The 20963-nt window shown below is 70.6% G+C and carries 17 protein-coding genes; 9 read left to right on the top strand and 8 right to left on the bottom strand.

Features of this window, described 5'->3' with window-relative positions; genetic code table 11:
* Positions 1 to 34 precede the first annotated feature (34 nt).
* From NWFMUON74_RS03480 to NWFMUON74_RS03470, 3 genes are all read left to right on the top strand, one after another.
* The gene (locus NWFMUON74_RS03480) at positions 35 to 2173 is read left to right on the top strand and encodes an ABC transporter ATP-binding protein (RefSeq protein WP_187686551.1); all 2139 of its coding nucleotides are present in this window, start codon (positions 35 to 37) and stop codon (positions 2171 to 2173) included.
* The gene (locus NWFMUON74_RS03475; RefSeq protein WP_187686550.1) at positions 2170 to 2907 is read left to right on the top strand and encodes a CbiQ family ECF transporter T component; all 738 of its coding nucleotides are present in this window, start codon (positions 2170 to 2172) and stop codon (positions 2905 to 2907) included. The genes NWFMUON74_RS03480 and NWFMUON74_RS03475 overlap by 4 nt, the downstream gene beginning before the upstream one ends.
* Before the next feature lie 206 nt (positions 2908 to 3113).
* Positions 3114 to 3761, top strand: coding sequence for a DUF8020 domain-containing protein (locus NWFMUON74_RS03470; protein WP_187686549.1), 648 nt, complete (start codon positions 3114 to 3116; stop codon positions 3759 to 3761).
* A gap of 68 nt (positions 3762 to 3829) precedes the next feature.
* Here the strand turns inward: NWFMUON74_RS03470 and NWFMUON74_RS03465 are convergent, their stop codons facing one another.
* Positions 3830 to 5059 (bottom strand): lipase family protein, encoded by a 1230-nt coding sequence (locus NWFMUON74_RS03465; RefSeq protein WP_187686548.1) that lies wholly within the window; start codon positions 5057 to 5059, stop codon positions 3830 to 3832.
* 188 nt (positions 5060 to 5247) lie between these two features.
* Between NWFMUON74_RS03465 and NWFMUON74_RS03460 the strand changes: the two genes are divergently transcribed.
* Together NWFMUON74_RS03460 and NWFMUON74_RS03455 are read left to right on the top strand one after the other, a co-directional pair.
* Positions 5248 to 6969, top strand: a complete 1722-nt coding sequence (locus NWFMUON74_RS03460; protein ID WP_187686547.1) for an acetyl-coenzyme A carboxylase carboxyl transferase subunits beta/alpha — start codon at positions 5248 to 5250, stop codon at positions 6967 to 6969.
* 68 nt (positions 6970 to 7037) lie between these two features.
* A complete protein-coding gene (locus tag NWFMUON74_RS03455) occupies positions 7038 to 7895 on the top strand; it encodes an aldo/keto reductase (RefSeq protein ID WP_187686546.1) in 858 nt (285 codons plus the stop codon).
* 16 nt (positions 7896 to 7911) lie between these two features.
* On the opposite strand, the gene NWFMUON74_RS03450 is transcribed toward NWFMUON74_RS03455, so the two are convergent.
* Positions 7912 to 9054, bottom strand: coding sequence for an FAD-dependent oxidoreductase (locus tag NWFMUON74_RS03450; protein WP_187686545.1), 1143 nt, complete (start codon positions 9052 to 9054; stop codon positions 7912 to 7914).
* 87 nt (positions 9055 to 9141) lie between these two features.
* Between NWFMUON74_RS03450 and NWFMUON74_RS03445 the strand changes: the two genes are divergently transcribed.
* The 4 genes from NWFMUON74_RS03445 to NWFMUON74_RS03430 all read left to right on the top strand — a co-directional run bounded on the left by NWFMUON74_RS03445 (position 9142) and on the right by NWFMUON74_RS03430 (position 13698).
* Positions 9142 to 9867, top strand: coding sequence for an enoyl-CoA hydratase (locus NWFMUON74_RS03445; RefSeq protein WP_187686544.1), 726 nt, complete (start codon positions 9142 to 9144; stop codon positions 9865 to 9867).
* Positions 9867 to 11027: an MBL fold metallo-hydrolase gene (locus NWFMUON74_RS03440; protein WP_187686543.1), complete on the top strand. Its 1161-nt coding sequence runs from the start codon at positions 9867 to 9869 to the stop codon at positions 11025 to 11027. Before NWFMUON74_RS03445 ends, NWFMUON74_RS03440 begins: the two co-directional genes overlap by 1 nt.
* Positions 11028 to 11062: 35 nt before the next feature.
* Entirely contained in the window at positions 11063 to 11335 is a 273-nt protein-coding gene (locus NWFMUON74_RS03435; RefSeq protein WP_187686542.1) for an antitoxin, read from the top strand.
* A 104-nt stretch (positions 11336 to 11439) separates the two neighbouring features.
* Positions 11440 to 13698, top strand: coding sequence for an ATP-dependent DNA ligase (locus NWFMUON74_RS03430; RefSeq protein WP_187686541.1), 2259 nt, complete (start codon positions 11440 to 11442; stop codon positions 13696 to 13698).
* Between the two features lie 6 nt (positions 13699 to 13704).
* On the opposite strand, the gene NWFMUON74_RS03425 is transcribed toward NWFMUON74_RS03430, so the two are convergent.
* The 6 genes from NWFMUON74_RS03425 to NWFMUON74_RS03400 all read right to left on the bottom strand — a co-directional run bounded on the left by NWFMUON74_RS03425 (position 13705) and on the right by NWFMUON74_RS03400 (position 20742).
* Positions 13705 to 14349 (bottom strand): cysteine hydrolase family protein, encoded by a 645-nt coding sequence (locus NWFMUON74_RS03425; protein WP_197986963.1) that lies wholly within the window; start codon positions 14347 to 14349, stop codon positions 13705 to 13707.
* Positions 14350 to 14438: 89 nt separating this feature from the next.
* A complete protein-coding gene (locus tag NWFMUON74_RS03420; protein ID WP_187686540.1) occupies positions 14439 to 14789 on the bottom strand; it encodes a DoxX family protein in 351 nt (116 codons plus the stop codon).
* Positions 14790 to 15131: 342 nt separating this feature from the next.
* Complete coding sequence (locus NWFMUON74_RS03415; RefSeq protein ID WP_174411295.1) at positions 15132 to 15734, bottom strand: GTP-binding protein; 603 nt, start codon at positions 15732 to 15734, stop codon at positions 15132 to 15134.
* Entirely contained in the window at positions 15715 to 16089 is a 375-nt protein-coding gene (locus NWFMUON74_RS03410) for a DUF742 domain-containing protein (RefSeq protein WP_024800684.1), read from the bottom strand. Before NWFMUON74_RS03410 ends, NWFMUON74_RS03415 begins: the two co-directional genes overlap by 20 nt.
* Before the next feature lie 7 nt (positions 16090 to 16096).
* On the bottom strand, positions 16097 to 16510 hold the full coding sequence (locus NWFMUON74_RS03405; protein ID WP_011207200.1) for a roadblock/LC7 domain-containing protein: 414 nt from the start codon (positions 16508 to 16510) through the stop codon (positions 16097 to 16099).
* On the bottom strand, positions 16507 to 20742 hold the full coding sequence (locus tag NWFMUON74_RS03400; protein WP_187686539.1) for an ATP-binding protein: 4236 nt from the start codon (positions 20740 to 20742) through the stop codon (positions 16507 to 16509). The genes NWFMUON74_RS03405 and NWFMUON74_RS03400 overlap by 4 nt, the downstream gene beginning before the upstream one ends.
* Positions 20743 to 20963 lie beyond the last annotated feature (221 nt).

The raw sequence follows: 20963 nt of genomic DNA, 5'->3' as shown, positions 1-20963 counted from the left end.
AGATGTCACAGAAACGAACTGGCAGACTTGACCCGTGACCGCTCCACCCCAGCCCGGGACCGGGCCGACGCCCGTGCACGGTCCGCTGCGCCCCATCGAGCTGGCCACCGGAGCGGTGCTCGGCGGCGTCACCGTCGGGCTGGTGACCCTGGGTTCGGTGATCCCGTTCGCGGCGGCGCTGAATCTCGTCGCCGCCGTGCCGCTGGGCCTGCTCGCGCATCGCTACCGGTTGCGCGCCATCGTCACCACGACGGTCGCGGCGACGCTGGTGACGTTCGTCGCGGGCGGGCTGGTCCCGGCGATCACCGTGGTCAGCGCGGCGACCCTGGGCGGCATCGTCGGCAGCGTCAAGCGGCGGCGCGGTGGTCTGGCGGCGGTGCTCGGGCTCTCGGTCGTCGCCGGACTGATCTGGTCCGCGGTGATCCTGGGCTGGCTGCTGATCTTCTCCACGGCACGAAACTTGTTGTTCGACAACATCCGCAACGCGTCGCGCGGGTTCGAGAACCTGGCCGGGCAGGCCCGGCTGGCGGGCGCCGGACATGCGGTCGCCGATCTCGCTGACCTGATCCTGCGCTGGTGGTGGGTCTTCGTCGGCGCCGGTGTGCTCGGCGGCATGGTGGCGACAGCGCTCTTCTCCTGGTACGCGCTGGGTTCGGTGCTGGACCGGCTGGCCTGGCTGCCCGGCGTGGACCGGCTCGACGCACCCGTCGACGACCGGCCGGTGCAACCGCTGCCGGTGACGCTGCGTGATGTGTCGTTCCGCTACCCGGGCGCGCGGACCGAGGCGCTGGCCGGGATCGACCTCACCGTGCGGGTCGGCGAATTCGTCGCCGTGGTCGGGCACAACGGATCGGGCAAGTCGACGCTGACCCGCGTGCTGGCCGGGCGGCCGCCGACCGGCGGCACCGTGGAACGGCCCGGATCGGCCGGGCTGGGCGTGCTCGGCGGCACCGCGCTGGTGCTGCAGCGGCCCGAGAGCCAGACGCTGGGCGTGCTGGTCGCCGACGACGTGGTGTGGGGGCTGCCACCCGAACTCGCCGCGCAGGTCGATGTCGAGGCGCTGTTGCGGGAGGTCGGACTGGGCGGGCTCGGCCGGGCCGAGACCGCGACGCTGTCCGGCGGTCAGCAGCAGCGCCTGGCCGTCGCCGCCGCCCTCGCCCGCAAACCGGCGCTGCTCATCGCCGACGAGGCCACCTCGATGATCGATCCGGACGGCCGCCGCGAACTGGTCGCGCTGCTCGCCGCGCTGCCGCAGCGGCATCCGATGGCGGTCGTGCTGGTCACCCACCACGAGGCCGACGCGGCGGCCGCCGATCGCGTGGTGCATCTGGCGGGCGGACATCAGGTCGAGCGGCTGCCGGCCTGGCCGCGCCCGGTGCGGGCCGCCCGCCGCCGCCCGGTGGGCGAGCCGCTGCTGGAACTGCGCGGGGTGCGGCACACCTACAACCGCGGCACGCCGTGGTCGGCCGCGGCGCTGCACGGCGTCGACCTCACGGTGCGGCGCGGCGAGGCGCTGCTCGTGGTGGGCGGCAACGGTTCCGGCAAGTCGACGCTGGCGTGGATCATGGCCGGGCTGATCGTCCCGACCGGCGGTACCTGCACGCTGCGCGAGCACACCCGGATCCGGCCGGTGCACAAGCGAATCGGGGCCGTGGAACTGGCCTTCCAGCATTCCCGGCTGCAATTGCAGCGGCAGACGGTGGGCGCGGAGATCGAGGACTGGGGCGGCAGCGGCACCGGCTCCGGCGCGGTCGGGCGGGCGCTCGACGCGGTGGGCCTGGACCGGATGCTGGCCTCGCGGTCCATCGAATCACTGTCCGGCGGGCAGGCCAAGCGGGTCGTGCTGGCCGCGATCGTGGCGGCCCGGCCGCAGGTCGTGGTGCTGGACGAGCCGCTGGCCGGGCTGGATCCGGAGGGCCGCGCCGAGGTGGTGGAACTGCTCGCCCGACTGCGTGATTCGGGGTTGACCCTGATCGTCATCTCGCACGATGTCGCCGATATGGCGGCCGTGTGCGACCGGACGGTGCACTTGCGGTCCGGGCTCATCCTGGAGACCGCGCAGCACACCGTCGCCGCGACCGGCGAGCGCCGTCCCGAGTCGGTCACCGAGCCGACCGCCACCTTCGCGCGCCTGCGCATCCAGCGCCCCCGAGCACCCGGAGATCCCTCATGAGTACCGTGCTGCTGCGCCAGGTTCCGGTCGACAGCCCCGTGCACCGGATGTGGGCCGGGACGAAGATGATCGCGGCGTTCCTGATCAGCGTGCTGCTGATGGTGCTGCCGTCGTGGCCGGTGATCGGCATGACGGTGCTCTTCCTGGTGGTCATCGGGCTGGTGGCACGGCTGCCGCTGGGGACGCTGCCGCGACTGCCGTGGTGGTTCTGGGCCATGTTGGTGGTCGGTGCGCTGGTCAATGTTCCGGTCGGCGGCGCGGCCGTGCTGCGGTACGCGCAGGTGGTGGTGTTCGGCCTGGTCCTGGTGACCACCTCGTTCCTGATCGCCTGGACCACGCCGATGGGCGAGATCGCCCCGGCGCTCGCGACCCTGGGCGCGCCCCTGCGAAAACTGCGCATCCCGGTCGACGAGTGGGCCGTCGTCGTGGCGCTCACCCTGCGCGGGCTGCCGCTGCTGCTGGACGAGATGCGGGTGCTGCGGGCCGCACGCAGATTGCGGCCCAAGGATTCGGCGCTGCAGCGCGCGGCGGTGAATCCGCTGCTGGACATCCTGACCGCCGCGATGGCGGTCGCCACCCGCCGGGCCGGGGAATTGGGTGAGGCGATCACCGCCCGCGGCGGCACCGGCCAGCTCACCGCGCATCCCACCGGGCCCGGTCGGCGCGACGCGATCGCGCTGGCCGTGGTGGTCGTGGTCTGCGCGGGCGCGGTCCTGGTGGACGTTCTCACCTAGAGCAAACTCGCCGGTCCATCGAAAGATATTCTCTCTGGAGCGATTTCCGGTACCCGGAGCTGTCTGGTGACGGTACAGTTACACACGTCGTGTAGCCGGGTCGACGGGCCCGCGCACCAGGGGTGACTTGTGTCAGGGGTCGTTGAGCGCGGGTCCGGGGGGCTTCCGACAACCACGATTCCTGATGAAGATGGGAAAACTGAAAAATGAAACTGCGCAAATTCACCGCTGCGGCGCTGCCGGTGGTCGTGGGTGTTGCCGTGGGGGCCGGCACCGTCCACGCATCCCCGGCCACGCCCGATGTGCGCTATGAGACGACCCTGGTCGGCAATACGGTCCAGACCACCCTGCACGGCGGGTTCTTCGAAGTGTCGAGTGACGAGCGGACCGTCGACGTCAAGTCGGCCGACGGCAATACGCTGGTCACACTGCCGCTCTCGATCCGCCAGGACGGCTTGGAATACCCGCTGCCGCACGCGGTGCGCTCGGAGGGGCGGGTACTGGAGCTCACCGCCGTCAAGAACGCGGCCGCGGCCCGGCCCGCTCCGGCGACGCCGGTGGCCTCGCTGATGGAGAACCAGCTCGCCATGCAGTCGTTCGGATCGCAGTTCGGCATCGCCACGGCGGTCGGCGGATTCATCGGCACGGCGCTGGGAGCATTGGCCGGTTTGGTCTTCGGCTTGGCGGTGCTGCCCTTGGAACCGGCTACAATCCTCACCGGTGCGGCCATCGGGGGCATCATCGGCACCGTGGTCGCGGGCGGCCCGACCTTGATCATCGCGGGCATAGATCTCCTGAGCACCCTGTCCGCTCCGCCGGGCACGACCAAGTGGATGGACGCTACCGGCCGCTGACCCAGCGCCGCAGCCGCCCCGCGCGCCCGTGCCCGCGGGGCGGCCCACGCGGCACCGGAACTCCGGTGTCAGCGAACGACACAGCCCGCCGGCTGCGGCACTCCCGCGAAACGGTCGGAAAGATAGTTCATGCCACCCAACGCCTCGCCGATAGCGGCGCCGTTGTGGGTCGGGAACGGTGAGTGCACGGCGGTGAGATTCGCGCCCCCGGCGCAATAGTTCTCGACGAGCCGGGTGAATCCGGCCACGGGAATCAGATCGTCGGTGATGCCGTGATACAGGTACATCGGGGTATCGGGGGGTGTCGCACCGAGTTCGTGCGCCGCCGCCACGGCCCGGAAGACGGGATGTGCCAGCACATTCGGGACAGCGGCGAAATCGTCCACGCGCGCCCCGGCGTACTTGGGGACCAGATCGGACCCGCACGCGGTCGCGTTCTCCGCCAGCAGAGCGCGGCCTCGGTCGTTCAGCAACCCGAGCAGGCCGGAATCGGGATCGTTGCGCGCCAGCGCCATCAGGATCAGCAGCGCCAGACCCGCCTGCACTCCCCCGTCGACCCGCTGCGCGATCGCCGGGATATCGGTCGGAACGCCGCCCGCGCTGATGCCCGCGAACCGCACGTCCGGCGCGTACCGCGAGCGCAGCTCCGCCGCCCACAGGGTCGCGAACGCGCCGCCCGAGTAACCCCAAGCGCCGACCGGGCCGCCGCCGACCGCGGCAGGCGGGAACGAGCGCGCCGCCCGAATCCCGTCCAGCACGGCGCGTCCGGCGGTCGGACCGTCGAAGAAGCGCGAGCGCGGCCCCTCGTAGTCGCCGACCACCACCGCCCAGCCCCGCCGCAGCGTCTCGGTCAGGAACGGCAGATCCAGCATGGTGTTCACCACGCCCGGGTCGCGGCCGCCGCGCAGGGCGAACGACGGCGCGCACCGGGTGCCCAAGCTGTCCTCGGCCACCTGGTAGGACAGCAGCGGCCGCGGGCCCGGATACGGCATCGGCGAGACGATCACCGTCGCCACATCGAGCAGCGGGCGATCCGCCGAGTCGGTGGTCCGATAGCGAATCTGCCAGGCGGACACCGGAATCGGCAGATCGAGCAGCGAGATCGGCCGCGACCCCAGCACCGCGCCGTTGGGCTGCTGCGCGAGATCGCCCGGCGCCGCGTAGAACGGGTCGTCGTCCGGGAACGGAATATCCGCTCGCGCGACGGGAACCGGCAGCACGGCCAGCACCACCGTCACCGCGAAGACAGCCAGAGCGGAGCCTGCCCGGTACGCCGACCCCTTGTGCCCCGAACCCATCGCACCTCCCGCGTCGCCTCCCACCGACACGCGGGCACCCCGGTCACGGGTCCGTACCGAACGCTCCACATCATCGGGGCACCTACCGTAACCCGGCGGAAACCCGCAGGTCAACGGCCGTTGCCAAGACGAAGGAGAACGGTGACCCACGAAGGGCGCCGCGACCGGGACGTGGTTAGGCTCGGCCGGTGACGATCTCGGCGCGCGAACTACTCGGCGAACTGCTGGACCCGGATTCGTTCGTCGGGTGGGACCGGCCGCCGATCGAGGTCGACGCCGATGCACGCTACCGCGCCGAGCGGCGTGCGGCGGCCGAGCGGTCCGGCGCCGACGAATCGGTGCTCACCGGTGCCGGGCGATTGCGGGGACGGCCGGTCGCCGTGATCGCCTGCGAATTCGGCTTTCTCGCCGGGTCGATCGGGGTGGCGGCGGCCGAACGGATCGTGACCGCGATCGAACGGGCCACCGAACTCGGGCTGCCGCTGGTGGCCTCGCCCACCTCCGGCGGCACCCGAATGCAGGAGGGCACCGTGGCCTTCGTGCAGATGGTGAAGATCGCGGGCGCGGTGGCGGCGCACAAGGCGGCCGGGCACCCGTACCTGGTGTATCTGCGCCACCCGACGATGGGCGGGGTGTTCGCCTCGTGGGGTTCACTGGGGCACATGACCTTCGCCGAGCCGGGCGCCCTGATCGGGTTCCTCGGCCCCCGGGTCTACGAGGCCCTTTACGGCCGGCCGTTCCCGCCGGGCGTCCAGACCGCCGAGAACCTCTACCGCAACGGAGTGATCGACGGCGTGGTCCCGGTCCGCGTCTTCCGCCGGATCGCGCACCGCGTACTGAACGTGACCAGCGCTACCGCCGTCCCCGGACCGGCGCCCGCGCCTCCGGATCCGAAGGCGTTGCGCGACAACGGAACAAAGGCAGTGGCAGTTATGTACGGCGGGGCGGCAGCCACATCCGAACACTCCCAGTCGCCCACCCCCGCGACACCAGCGGAAGCGGACGCCACCGACCGCGCTGAAACCGCTGTTCCTGAATCTTTCTCGGAGCGCTCGACGCGGGACACCCTCCCTACGCCGGTGGACTCGAAGGCGGTCGGATCGGCGGAACCCGCTTCACACCAACACGTTTCGGAGGTCGAGGCGACATGGCGGTCGGTGGCGCGCTCCCGGCGGCCGGATCGGCCCGGGATTCGGGAGTTGTTGCGCCACACGACGGATCGGGTACCGCTCAGCGGGACGGGACAGGGTGAATCGGATCGCACCGTGGTGCACGCGCTCGCACGGCTGCGCGGCCAGCCGTGTGTGGTCTTCGGGCACGACCGGGCCGGGCAGACCGGGGAGAACACCATGGGCCCGGCCGCGCTGCGGGAGGCCCGGCGCAGCATGCATCTGGCGGCGGAGCTGCGATTGCCGCTGGTCCTGGTGATCGATACGGCCGGGGCGGCGCTGTCCCGCGAGGCCGAGGAGCGCGGCCTGGCACCCGAGATCGCGCGCTGCCTGGCCGACCTCGTCACGCTGGCGACGCCGACGATCTCGGTGCTGCTCGGGCAGGGCAGCGGCGGTGGCGCGCTGGCGCTGCTCCCGGCCGACCGCGTGCTCGCCGCCCGGCACTCCTGGCTGGCGCCGCTGCCCCCGGAGGGCGCCAGCGCCATCGTGCACCGCGACACCGAGCACGCCGCGGAACTGGCTGCCGCCCAACGCATCCGGGCCGCCGACCTGCTGGCGGACGGCATCGTCGACCGCATCGTCCCCGAGCACTCCGACGCCGCCGACGAACCCGTCGACTTCGCCCGCCGCATGGTCGCCGCCCTCGCCGAGGAACTGTCGCGGCTGCGCGCACGGCCGTCACACGAACTGGCCGCCGCCCGCCACCTGCGCTACCGGCGACTCGGCTTGCCCCGGCCCTGACACTCCCGCACAGAACACGCTCCGGGCGTTCGTTGACGGGCCGGTAAACCGCTTCTACGGTCGGAAAGGTGACCTTTCGCAGCGAGACCAGCGCAGTCCCGTCGATAATCCTCAACGACGGCAATGTGATCCCGAAGCTCGGTTTCGGTGTGTTCCAGGTACCCGAAACCGAGGCCTTCCGCACGGTGACCGCGGCCCTCGAGACCGGTTACCGCAGCATCGATACGGCCGCCGCGTACGGCAACGAGGCCGAGGTGGGGCAGGCGATCCGGGACTCCGGACTGCCGCGTGACGAGGTCTTCGTCACCACAAAACTGTGGAATTCCGATCAGGGCTACGACTCGACGCTGAATGCCTTCGAGACGAGCATGCGGCGACTGGGTCTGGATTACCTGGACCTGTATCTGATCCACTGGCCGGTCGCGGGGGCCGACCGCTACATCGACACCTTCCGGGCGTTCCAGGCGCTGAAGTCGCAGGGCCGGATCGGCTCCATCGGGGTGTCCAACTTCAACCGCGACCATCTGGAGCGGGTGATCGGGGAGACCGGCGAGACCCCGGCGGTGAACCAGATCGAACTGCACCCCAGCCTGGCCCAGGCGGAGCTGCGCGCGTTCCACGCCGAGCACGGCATCGCGACCGAGGCGTGGAGCCCGCTCGGGCAGGGCGCCGAACTGAAGAACCCGACGGTCACCGAGATCGCGCGGGAGATCGGCCGCACCCCCGCGCAGGTGATCATTCGCTGGCATCTGCAACTGGGCAATGTCGTCATCCCGAAGTCGGTGACGCCCGCCCGGATCCGGGAGAACTTCGACGTGTTCTCCTTCGAGCTGACGACCGAACAGATGGCCCGGATCACCGCCCTCGACGCGGGCACCCGCGTCGGTCCCGACCCGGCTACGTTCGCGGTCGGCTTGGAAGACTGACCGGTACCTACGATCGCTACCGGTTCCGAAGTCCGAGGTGACCGGCGAGTTCCACCGCGGCGGCCCGGCCCGCTCGATTGGCCCCGATCGTGCTCGCCGAGGGACCGTAGCCGAGCAGGTGGATCCGCGGATCCGCGGCCACCTGGGTGGCCAGCCGGCCCGTCATGGTGATGCCGCCGCCCGGGCCGCGCAAGCGCAGCGGCGCGAGGTGGTCGAGCGCGCTGCGGAAACCCGTGGCCCACAGGATCACCTGGGCGCGCTGGAGGGTGCCGTCGGCCCAGCGCACCCCGTCGCTCTCGATGTTCCGGAACATCGGATGCCAGTCCAACGCCCCGCGCGCCCGCGCCGCGCGGACGCGCTCGTCCACCGGCAATCCGGTCACCGACACCACCGACCGCGGCGGGAGCCCGCGCCGCACCCGCTCCTCGACCAGCGCCACGGCCGCGCGGCCCGCATCGGGCGTGAACGGCCCCTCCCGCCAGCGTGGTTCGGTGCGTGACACCCACGTCGTGGTCGTCACCCGCGAGATCTCGTCCAGCAGTTGCACCGCCGTCACGCCCGCCCCGACCACCACGACATGCTTGCCCGCGAACTCCTCGGCCGTGCGGTAGTCGTGCGCGTGTAACTGCCGCCCCGCGAACGTCTCCGCGCCGGGGTAGTAGGGAATGAACGGCTTCTCCCATGTCCCCGTCGCGTTGATCAGCCCGCGCACCCGCAGTTCCCCGGCCGGTCTTCCGGCGGGTTCCTCCGTCTCGGCGTGCAGCAGGCCGTCGACCTGTCGGTCGGGGCAGGTGGCCGGAGTGGCGCGATCGCAGACCACGCGCACCGAGACCGGGCGGTGCACCCGCAGGTCGTAGCGCTGCTCGTACACCGCGAAGTAGTGCGGCACCGCGGTCGCCGCCCGCGTGGTCGCCGAACCCTCCGGCAACGTCTCGGCGAACGACATGCCGGGCAGGTCGTGCACCCGGTTCACGGTGCTCAGCGTCAGCGACGGCCAGCGGAACTGCCAGGCCCCACCCGGTCCCGGTGCGTGATCGACGATGAGAAAGTCCCGTTCGGGTCGCAATCCCAGCCGCCGCAGGTGATATCCGGCGGACAACCCCGCCTGCCCGGCGCCGATCACCAGGATCTCGAAATCGGGTGCGGTCACCGGCGTCACGGTACGCGGGGTGCGTCGAGAGTGCTCGAGCAACCTTTCGCCGCATAGAGTGAAAGTATTCGAAACCGCACGGACGGGGAGGTCAGATTGCTCGGAGTCAGCCGCGATGGTGACGTGGTCACCATCGAACTGCAGCGCCCGGAGCGCCGCAACGCCCTCAACCTGGAGTTGGTCGGGCTGCTGCGGGAAGCCGTCACGACCGCTGCGGCGGACGCCCGCGTCATCGTGCTGACCGGCCAGGGCCCGATCTTCAGCGCGGGGGCGGACCTGTCCGGCGTGTACTCCCAGGAGTTCCTCGACGCCCTGATGGAGATGCTGCGCACGCTCGAGACGATTCCGGTGCCGGTGATCTCGGCGATCAACGGCGGCGCGCTCGGCGCCGGCGTCCAGCTGTCGCTGGCCTCGGACCTGCGGGTGATGAGCCCCGAGTCCTACATCGCCATCCCGGCCGCGAAACTCGGCATCTCCGTGGACCGCTGGACGATCCGCCGCCTGGTGGCGCTGATCGGCGGCGGCCCGGCGCGCACGGTCCTGCTGGGCGCCGAGCCCGTAACCGCAAGTGACGCTTACGCTTTCGGTTTCGCCAACCGCATCGGCACGCTCGCCGACGCGCAGGCGTGGGCGAAGTCGATCGCCGAACTGGCGCCGCTGTCGTTACGTCATCTCAAGCTGGTGTTCAACGACGACGGCACCCGCGGCGAGGACAGTCCGGAGCAGCGGGCCGCACTGGAGGCCGCCTGGCGCAGCGACGACGCCAAGGAGGCCAAGCTGGCCCGCGAGCAGAAGCGCTCGGCGAAGTTCGCGGGGCGCTGATGAATTCGGCATCGGGTTCCGCCGTACGCCGCGCGGCCGTCGGTATCGCCGGCGCGGTCGGATTGACCTGGGCGTTGCGGGCCGCGCGCGGCCTGCCGGAGTCGATGGGTGCCTCCGCGGCGGCCATCGCGCTGACCGCGTCGCGCTCGGCGAGTTACCGCAACCGCCAGTTCCACAACACCGAGCCGAGCAATCAGTTCGCGCCGGGTTCGTCGCTGTCGCTGCTGTTCTCCGCGCTGACCCGCACCGGCGTCGGCCGTCCCCCCGGCGTCATCCCGCTCGCCACCCCGGAGGTCCCGGAGCAGGCGGCCGATCTCGCGGTCACCTGGTACGGGCACGCCTCGGCGCTGATCGAGATCGACGGGTACCGGGTCCTCACCGATCCGGTGTGGAGCGAACGGGTTTCGCCGTCGCCCACCATCGGCCCGGCCCGTCTGCACCCCACGCCCGTCCCACTCGACCAGCTGCCGCCGCTGGACGCGATCGTCATCTCGCACGACCACTACGACCACCTCGACCGCGACACCGTGCGCGCCCTGGCCGCCGGTCAGGACGCCCCGTTCATCGTGCCGATCGGCATCGGCGCGCACCTGCGCAAGTGGCGGGTACCCGAGCAGCGGATCATCGAATTGGATTGGGGCGCTTCGGTTTCCCTGTCCGAACTGGGCCGCGCGCGCGACGGCGACCTGGTGCTCACCTGCACCGAGGCCCGGCACTTCTCCGGCCGCGGGCTGGTCCGCAACACCACGCTGTGGGCCTCGTGGGTGATCGCGGGCCCGGCGCGCCGGGTTTACTTCGGCGGCGACACCGGGTACACCAAGGCGTTCGCGGAGATCGGCGCGACTCTGGGCCCGTTCGATATGACCCTGCTGCCGATCGGCGCGTACGACGTGCACTGGCCGGATGTCCACATGAACCCGGAGGAGGCGGTGCGCGCCCACGCCGACGTCTGTGTCGGCGACGCGGGCCGCGGACTGCTGATCCCGATTCACTGGGCGACGTTCAACCTGGCCTTCCACGGCTGGTCGGAGCCGGTCCAGCGGGTGGTCGCGGCCGCCCGGGCCGCCGGCACCCCGATCGCGGTGCCGCTGCCCGGCCAGCGGATCGCGGCGAATGCGGTATCACCGCAGGTCTCGTGGTGGGAAGATGTGCGCAAGTGATCCAGCCGAAGACCGATGAGTAAGGAGCAGGACCTATGAGTCTGTTGGACACACTCAAGGGATTGGTCGGCAAGGGCAGGGACGCGGCCTCCGAGAATGCCGAGAAGATCCACGGTGTGGTGGACAAGGCCGGGAGCTTCATCGACGAGAAGACCGGCGGCAAGTACACCGACAAGATCGGCAAGGGCACCGAGGCAGTGAAGAACGCCATCCCCGAGCAGGGGCAGGCGAAACCGGGTCAGGGTCCGGCGACACCGCCGCCCCCGGCGCCCGAACCCCCGGCCGACCCGGGCCGCCCCACCCCCTGATCGTCGCCGTGACGGGCCGCTCGCCGTCTCGAATACGAGACGGCGACGGCCCTTCACGGTGCGCACGGCCGCTGCTTGTCGGTGGCGGCCACTAGAATTCGAATATGGTGTCCCGCCGCCGGTTCGGGAGTATCGAGGTTGAGCTGTCCAACCTCGACAAGGTGCTGTACCCCGCCACCGGCACCACCAAGGGCGAGGTCATCGACTACTACACCGCCATCGCCCCCGCGTTGCTGCCGCACATCGCCGGGCGGCCGGTCACCCGCAAACGCTGGCCCAACGGGGTCGCCGAGCCCTCGTTCTTCGAGAAGAATCTGGCCTCGCACGCACCCGGCTGGCTCCAGCGGCAGACGGTCGAGCATTCCGATCGCCACGTCACCTACCCGGTGCTGGACTCGGTGGCCGGGCTGGCGTGGCTCGGACAGCAGGCCGCGCTGGAAATCCATGTGCCGCAATGGCGTTTCGTGCGGGGCGAGCGCGGTCCGGCCACCCGCCTGGTGTTCGATCTCGATCCGGGCCCCGGCGTCGGGCTCGACGAATGCGCCCGCGTCGCGCTGTGGATCCGCGAGACGGTACGCGACGCCGGGCTGGACGCCTACCCGGTCACCAGCGGCAGCAAGGGCATCCACATCTACGTCCCGCTGGACCGGGAACTCACCCCGAGCGGCGCGTCGACGGTGGCCAAGCAACTCGCCACGGGCCTGGAGAAACTCCATCCCGAGCTGGTCACGGCCACCATGGCCAAGGCCGCGCGGCCGGGCAAGATCTTCCTGGACTGGAGCCAGAACAATCCGTCCAAGACCACCATCGCCCCGTATTCGCTGCGCGGCCGCACCCATCCGACGGTCGCCGCACCGCGCACCTGGGCGGAGATCGAGGACCGTAAACGCCTGCGGCACTTGACCTTCGACGAGGTCCTGGCTCGCTGGCGGGACAACGGCGATGTGCTGTCCGGCCTGGATCCCCCGCTGGCGGAGCAGGCCACCGACCCGCTCTCCACCTACCGATCCATGCGCGACCCGGCCCGCACACCCGAGCCCGTACCCGCCGGGCCGCCCGGCTCGGGCGCGGACAACCGGTTCGTGATTCAGGAGCATCACGCCCGCCGCCTGCACTGGGATGTGCGGCTGGAGCGCGGCGGCGTGCTGGTGTCGTGGGCGGTGCCGAAGGGCCCGCCCACCACGCCGAAGGAGAACCGCCTGGCCGTACACACCGAGGATCACCCGCTGGAGTACCTCGATTTCCACGGCACCATCCCGAAAGGCGAGTACGGCGGCGGCGAGATGACGATCTGGGACACGGGCACCTACGAGACCGAGAAGTGGCGCGAGGACGAGGTGATCGTGCACCTGCACGGCTCCCGCCTCGACGGTCGCTACGCCTTCATCCAGACCAACGGCAACCAGTGGCTCATGCACCTGATGAAGTCGGAAGCTCCTGCGCAGCAACCACTTCCGAATGGCAAACCGAAACCGCCCACGCAGTTCCCGCACGGCCTGACCCCGATGCTGGCCACCACCGGCGACGTCTCCGTCCTCGACACCGACGAGTGGTCGTTCGAGACGAAATGGGACGGCTTCCGGCTGATCGCCGAGATCGAGGACGGCAAGGTCACCCTGCGCAGCCGCGCGGGCAATACGGTCACCGGCCGCTATCCGCGCCTGGCCGCCCTGGGCCGCGAACTCGACGGTCATCGCGCCGTACTGGACGGCGAGGCGGTGGTCTTCGACGATCACGGCGTCGCGAATCTCGGCCTGCTGCAAGCGGATGCCGCCCGCGCGGTGTTCGTGGCCTTCGACGTGCTGTACCTGGACGGCACCTCGCTGCTGCGCAAGCGCTACTCCGACCGGCGGCGGGTCCTGGAGGCGCTGGCCGGTCGCGCCCCGTCGCTGGTGGTGCCCCCGCAACTGGACGGCCCCGGCGCGGCGGCGCTGCGCTACAGCCAGGAGCACGGGCTGGAGGGCGTGATCGCCAAGCGCAAGGATTCGGTGTACCTGCCGGGCAAGCGCGGGCAGTCCTGGGTCAAGTCCCGCAACTGGCGCACCCAGCAGGTGGTGATCGGCGGCTGGCGGCGCAGCGAGGCGCGGCAGTTCGCCTCGCTGCTGGTCGGCGTCCACCACGAGGGCAGACTGTTTTACGTGGGCCGCGTCGGCACCGGCTTCAGCGAGCAGGAGATGTCCGAGCTGGCAACACAATTGCGCCGTCTGCAACGCAAGACCAGCCCGTTCGACAACGACCTCACCCCCGAGGAACGCAAGGACGCGGTCTGGGCCACCCCGAACCTCACCGGCACCGTCCGCTACATGAACTGGACCGAGGCGGGGCGCATGTGGCACCCGGCGTGGATTCCCGCCACCGACTGACGAGTATCACTCGCCCTGCTCCAGCAGCGGGACGAGCGTATCGATGTCCGTGACCACGGCGTTGCCCTGGAAGGCGAAGTCGTCGTAGGCCCGCGCGATCGCCTCCTGGTCGCGTCCACCGCAGGCATCGCGGACCACCACCGGAACGAATCCGAGGTCGGTGGAATGGGCGACCGTGGGCGCGATGCCGATCTCCAGCGCCACCCCGGTGATCGCGTACGACACGATGCCCAGGTCGCGCAGCGTCGCGGCCAGCGGCGTGCCCTCGAAGGCCGACATCGAGGTCTTGTCGAACACCACCTCGTCCGGGCCCGGTTGCAACTCGGGTACCAGCTGGAAGCCGGGGGTGTCGCGCTGCAGGATCGGGGTGACCTCCTCGACCGAGTCCACGCCCTGCCACGACATCGCCATCCGCAACGCGAACAGACCGCTGAGCCGCTTGGGCAGGAACATGTGCCGCAGGAAGATCACCGGGTAGCCGCCGCGGCGGGCGGCCCGCACGACCCGCTCCACCCGGGTCACGATCTCCGCGCCGTCATCGAGCTGCGCCAGCACGCCGACCTGCATGTCGTAGACGATCACTGCCATCCGCCGCGGCGAGCACAGCTCGCCGAGGTCCTCCGGAATCTCCAGCCCGTTACCGTGGCGCACCGCGCTTCTCCTTCTGCCGCAAACGGTTTCGACTCACCCTACCGGCGGGCCGAGCGCCCGCCGCCGGAATTTCGCCACCGGCGCAACGGTCAGACGACGGTGACGCCGAGGCCGAGGGCGGCCGCCGCGAACAGCAGGAAGCCGCTCGGGTAGATCACGTCGGAGTAGCAGCGCGCTCGCAGGACGGTGGCGACGGCGCCGACGAAATAGCACACCAGGTAGGCGGCCGCGACCACGCCGACCAGCGGCACGGCCAAGCCCACCAGCAGACCGGCCGCGCCCACGGCCTTGGCGAGGCCGAGCGGAACGATCCAGGAGTGCGGCACGCCGTAGCTGGTCATGTTGTCGAGCACCCACTGATTGCGGCGGAAGTCGACCCACGCCGCGGCGACGTTGGCGAGGGCGGCGACCACCACGACGGTGGCGTAGACGGCGAACATCGAAGTACCTTTCGGCCGAGCATCGGGGAACACCCCAACCCTCGCCCGCAGCGGCGCGGCCCGTCCAATACCTGTAGCCATAACCGAATGGCATGACCGATAACGCGCTCCGCGCAGCACCCGGCAACGTGCATGCCGATCTCGCGCTGCCACCGGGCAGGTCCGACGCCACCGGATGTCCGGCACATCCGACACTCATCGACCGTGCCGTGGCACCGCGCGACAGCACCGCATCACCGGCACGCCTGACACCCGCGTGTCACCCTAGGCATCATCGCCGGGCGCGCGCGGGCAGCGTCACGACCCGCCACAGCGCCGGAACTCGCTGCGGCGGACCATGATTCAGTAGCCCTGGACGACCTTGCGCAGCGCGTACTCGGTCACCGAGACCAGCGCCTGCTTCACCGGCTCGCGCCTGCGGGCGTCGATCGACATGATCGGCACGTCCGCGGGCACCGCCAGCGCCTGGCGGATGTCCTCGAGCGGGTACTTGGGGGCATCGTCGAACTCGTTGATGGCCACCAGGAATGGCAGACTGCGCGCCTCGAAGTAGTCGACCGCGGCGAAACTGTCCTCCAGCCTGCGGGTGTCGACCAGCACCACGGCGCCGATGGCGCCGCGGATCAGGTCGTCCCACATGAACCAGAAGCGGTACTGGCCGGGGGTGCCGAACAGGTACAGCACCAGGTCGTCGGCAAGGCTGATCCTGCCGAAGTCCATGGCCACCGTGGTGGTGGCCTTCGTCGGCACGGCGGCCAGGCTGTCGACACCGACGCTGGCATTGGTCACCAATGCCTCGGTGCGCAGCGGAACGATCTCCGATACCGCACCGACCAGGGTCGTCTTACCCACACCGAATCCACCGGCGACCACGATCTTCGCCGAGGTGGGCTTACTGGTGCGCGTATCGACCTGGGCCGTCGAATCAAATACGCCGGAGTCCACTGAGAACCCTTTCGATCAGCTCGCGACGTTCATCGTCGCTCGAATCGTCTTTCAAAGTCGCCGACACCCGCACATGACCGGCCTCGATGAGGTCGGCGACGAGAACTCGAGCCACCCCGATCGGAATACCCAGACGGGCGGCCAATTCTGCGACAGACGGCGATTCTCTGCACAACTCCACGATTGACGTCTCGATGTTGGTGAGCTCGAACTGCCGCTCCAGGGCGACCGGATGCGATGCGACGAGTGCCTCCAACGCCAACTCGACCGTCGGCCGCGTACGGCCGGCGGTCAACGAGTATGGACGAACGAGGCTCGGCTCGGCGCTCCCCATGCGCTGGTTGTCTATGTCCATCCCACCATCAGGAACCCATCGTGACGCGAGGTGTGGCCTGAACTGTCTGGCCGACTCGCTCGACAAGCAGCGCCATCTCGTAGCCGACTTGCCCGATGTCGCAGGACGTGTTGGTCAGCACCGCGAGATAGGAGCCGTCGCCGACCGCCATCAGTAGCAGGTAGCCGTGTTCCATTTCGACTACCGACTGCAGCACGGTGCCGCCTTCGAACAGATTCGATACACCGACCGAGAGGCTCGCTAGCCCCGCGGTCACCGCCGACAGCTGTTCCGCACGGTCCACGGGCAGCTGCGCGCTCGCGGCCATCAACAGACCGTCAGCCGACACCAGCACGGCATGAGCGACGCCCGGAACCTCGTTGGCGAAGTTCGAAACCAGCCAATCCAGCTGACGGTTCGTACCACCTAGATCGGGGTTCATCGGTCTCCTTTATCTCCGGTTAGGTTCATTGCTCTCATTGCGCGGCCATCCCGGACGCCCTGCTGGTGACGACTCAGACTTGACCTGATGGACTCTGCATCACGCTTCGGCGTGCTATCGGCCTTTCCGATGACGCCACCGGGAACCAGGCGGTTGCCGGGATCGCGCTGAGGCAATCCGGCCGCCGTCCGCTTCTCGGGTTGGGCCTCCACGGCCCGCCGGGCAGCCTGCCAACCTTCGTCACCTGGTGATTCGAAGGAAGCGGCCACCTGGGACCGGTCCGCGTTGGGATCCGCGAGCCACGCCGACATCATCTCGGCGAAGATCGGCGTGCCCATCGACGCACCGGAGTCGTCCGCAGGTTGCAGCCGGGTCTGGAAGAACGACGCGGTCTTCTGCGGGTTGGACTTGAAACTGTGCCGGCCGCGCTCGCGGCCCTCGCCGCCGGCCGACTCGTCGCTCTCGGACGCGGAGCGCTCCTGCTGGGGCAGGCTCAGGCCCGGTGTCGGCGCGGGACGCGGTGGCAGACCGGCGCCCGGCTGCCGCTGCGGCAGCCCCGTCGAGCCCGCCGCCCGCTGCGGCAGACCGCCGCCCGAATCCTGGGTCAGACTGCCGCCGGACTCGCGCTGCGGCAAGCCACTCGATTCCCGCGTCGGCAGGCCGAGGCCCGACTCCCGCTGCGGCAAGCCACGACCCGCATCCCGTTGCGGCAGACCACCGGTCGACTCCCGCTGCGGCAGCCCGGTACCGGCGTCCCGCTTCGGCAGACCACCGCTCGACTCCCGCGAGGGCAGACCCAAGCCCGAATCCCGCTGCGGCAAGCCACTTCCCGGCTCGCGCTGCGGCAGACCTCCACCGGACTCCCGGGACGGCAAGCCGAGACCCGACTCCCGCTGCGGCAAACCACCATTCGACTCCCGCGACGGCAAGCCGAGACCCGACTCACGCTGCGGCAAGCCGTTCGCGGCAGACTCCCGCTGCGGCAGGCCACTGCCGGGCTCGCGCTGGGGCAGACCACCACTGGACTCCCGCGACGGCAAGCCGAGACCCGACTCCCGCTGCGGCAAACCGTTCGCAGCAGACTCCCGCTGCGGCAGGCCACCGCCGGGCTCGCGCGACGGCAGGCCGCTGCCCGCGTCACGCTTCGGCAGGCCACCGCTCGACTCCCGGGACGGCAGGCCCAGGCCCGAATCCCGTTGCGGCAGACCGCCGGTGGACTCACGCTGCGGCAGGCCGGTTCCGGAATCCCGCTGCGGCAGATCGGTTCCGGCCGCCTCACGCTGTGGGAGACCCCCGGAACCGCGCTGCGGCAGACCGGCCGGGCCGGACTCGCGGGGCGGGATGCCACCGGCACCCGGCTCCCGCTGCGGCAGACCGCCACCGGGCCGCCGGGACGGCAGACCATTGCGGCCACCCTCCCGCTGCGGCAGGCCGTTCGCGGCGGACTCCCGCTGCGGCAGACCACCGGCCTTCGGATCGCGGGGCGGAATGCCGCCCGCACCCGGCTCCCGCTGCGGCAGACCGGACGGCCCGGCCTCGCGCTGCGGCAATTTGGCCGCGGGGCGCTCAGGGGCGTCCTCGCCGGGCGGCGGGGTGGGCGAACGCTGCGGCAGACCGGTGCCACCGGCATTGCGCTGCGGCAGCGAACCACCGCGCTGCGGCAGCTCCGAACCACGTTGCGGCAGGCTGCCACCGGGCTCCCGCGGTGGGATCCCACCGGCACCCGGCTCACGCTGCGGCAGACCGCCTTCACGCTGGGGCAGACCACCCGGACGCTGCGGCAGACCCGTCAATCCGGCGGGCCGGGCGGGCTGCGGACCACCGGCGCCCGGCGCCCGCTTGAGCATGTTCGCCGCCAGTCCGGCCTGCGGAGCCGCGGGCGCGGGGCCACCGCGCTGCGGCAGATTCGCGGCCGGCTGGGCCGCCGGCGCCTGCGGACCGTGCGCCCCCGGTTCCCGCTGCGGCAGCCCACCGGGCTGGGGAGCGTCACCGGGACGCCGCTCGGCACCGGCCACACCGTGGCGGACCGTCGGGCCGTTCGCTCCGGGCTCGCGCTTGGGCAGGCCGCCGGGCACCGCGGTGCCGGGCTGGCGTTGCGGCAGCGCGCCATTCGCGGGCGCGGCCCCGTTGGCGGCCGCCGGACGCTCGCCGCCCGGGCGTTCCGTTCCGTTCCGCTCGCCGTCGGCCCCGATGGGCCCGCTCGCGGTCGGGTCCACGGTGACCATCATGTTGCCGCTGGGTGTGCGGGTGACCGCGCGCATCTGCATCGACGCCGGGCTGGGCCGCTGCGGCTGCACCGCCTGCTGCTGCGGGCCGGACTGCTGCGACGGGATCTGCACCCCGGCGCCGCCCGGCGTCACGATGATCGCCTTGGGCACGTGCACGGTCACCGTCACGCCGGGATCGCGGGCGGTGTCGAAAGTGGGCCGCAGCCGCACGGTGAGCCCGTGCCGCTCGGCCAGGCGGCTGACCACGAACAGGCCCATGTGCCGCGCGGTGTCGGGACCGACCTCCGCGGTGCTTTCCAGGCGGCGGTTGATCTCCGCCATCTCCGCGGGCGGCATACCGATGCCGCGGTCGGCGACCTCGATGAGCAGGCCCTGATCGTGAGCCTGGGCGAAGGTGAACTTGACGTCGGTCTCCGGCGGGGAGGCGCGCAGGGCGTTGTCGAGCAGCTCGGCGAACAGGTGCGCCAGGTCGGAGGCGGCCGGTTCGGTGATGGCGCCGCGCGGGGTGGCGCCCAGCTTCACCCGCTCGTAGTCCTCGACCTCGGAGATGGCCGCGCGCAGCACGTCGGCGATCTCGACCGGAGCCGTCTTGCCGCGGCGCTGCTTCGGCGTACCCGCCAGAATGAGCAGGTTGTCACCGTTGCGGCGCATGCGGGCGGCGAGGTGGTCCAGCCGGAAGAGATTCTCCAGCAGGCGCGGGTCCTTCTCGTCGTACTCCATCGCCTCGATGAGCGAGAGCTGATGGTCGACAAGGGACTTCGAGCGCCGGGCCAGGGTCTCGAACATGTCGTTGACCTGAGTACGCATGGCGGCCTGGTCGGCGGCCAGGCGCAGCGCCTGCCCGTGGATGTCGTCGACCGCGCGGGCGAGCTGGCCGACCTCCTCCTCGGTGTGCACCGGCATCGGTTCCAGCGGCACGTCCTCGGGGCTGGCGCCGTCGCGCAGCCGGGACACCTCGTGACCGAGGTCGTGCTCGGCGACGCGCAGCGCGGCCAGGCGCAGCTTGCGCAGCGGGACGATCATCGAGCGCGCGATCAGCACCGCGAGCACGAGGGCCGCCATGATGGTGGCGATGACGATCACGGCGTAGCGGACGGCACCGGTGCGGGCGTTGTCGGCCAGGCTCTTCACCTGTGCGTCGATATCGGCGCTGGACTGGCTGACCACCTTCTGGTAGCCGGCGAGGCTGTCGAGGACCGACTGCCGCAGATCCTGCAGCGGGATCTGACCCGACGCCGCCTGCGGCCCGTTCACCAGCGCGATACGGTTGTTGACCAGCTGGGTCAGATCCGCGATGACCGGATCGCCGTCCGGGAAGCGGTGCGCGAGAATCCCCAGCATCTGACGCTCGGTGTTCGCGGCGATCTGCGAGTCGCGCAGACCGTCCTTGGCGTTGCCGCGAATCGCCTCGGCCATACCCGCGGTCTCGGAGATCAGCACGGCTCGGGTGTTGAGGGAGTCGACCAGTCGCAGCTTCGCCGCCTCGACCCGGGGATCGGAAATGGTCGAGGTGATCGCCTCGGCGGTACGGACGCTGTTCTGCCGGATCGACTCTTCCTGGTTGAGAGCGTCGTCGATGGTCTTCGCCGGTGCGGTGCCCTGGGCGCGAACGGCCTTCGCGCCGTTGATCATTCCCTCGATCGCGGCCCGGCCGCCCGGCACACCGTCCAGTCTGGGCGCGGCCTTCTCCGCCGCGATGATGGCGTTGTCGAGCTGGGTGAGATCGGCCTCCTGCACCAGCGACTGGTTCGGGCCGAGCTGAACCATCTGCTCACCGGCGACCGTGGCGGCCGCGGCGCTCAGGCCGGTGACGGCCGGGATCGTCTGCACGTGCTTGAGGGCGGCGTCCAGCTCACTGGAGTCGCTGAACTGAGCCGCGATCCTGGAGGCGCCGAGCACCACCGCGACGAGGAGGGGGACGGCAAGTACCGCCGTAACCTTCCAACGCAGGTCCCAGTTGCTAAGCGCCCAACGCTTCCTGCCGGACCTAGCGGCGTCACGCATCTCCACTCACTTTCCAAACTGGCCCCAGCCATGCGCCATCAGCGAGCCTCCCACGAGCGTGGGCGTGGCTCGGCAGGCAGGTCTGACCGAGAACTGCGGCTGGCCGAGAATTTGCGTCCATGACGGCCGACATATGTGGCATGCGATTCTAACGGATCAATAACTTCTTGTGTGACCTGTTGGCAACGTCCAGCCGTTGACCTGGCGGTTCCAGACAAAAT

It is taken from the genome of Nocardia wallacei, from assembly GCF_014466955.1.
GTDB classification, from domain to species: domain Bacteria; phylum Actinomycetota; class Actinomycetes; order Mycobacteriales; family Mycobacteriaceae; genus Nocardia; species Nocardia wallacei.
The sequence above is the reverse complement of the archived record's forward strand: the minus strand, read 5'-3'. Positions and strand labels throughout refer to the sequence as shown.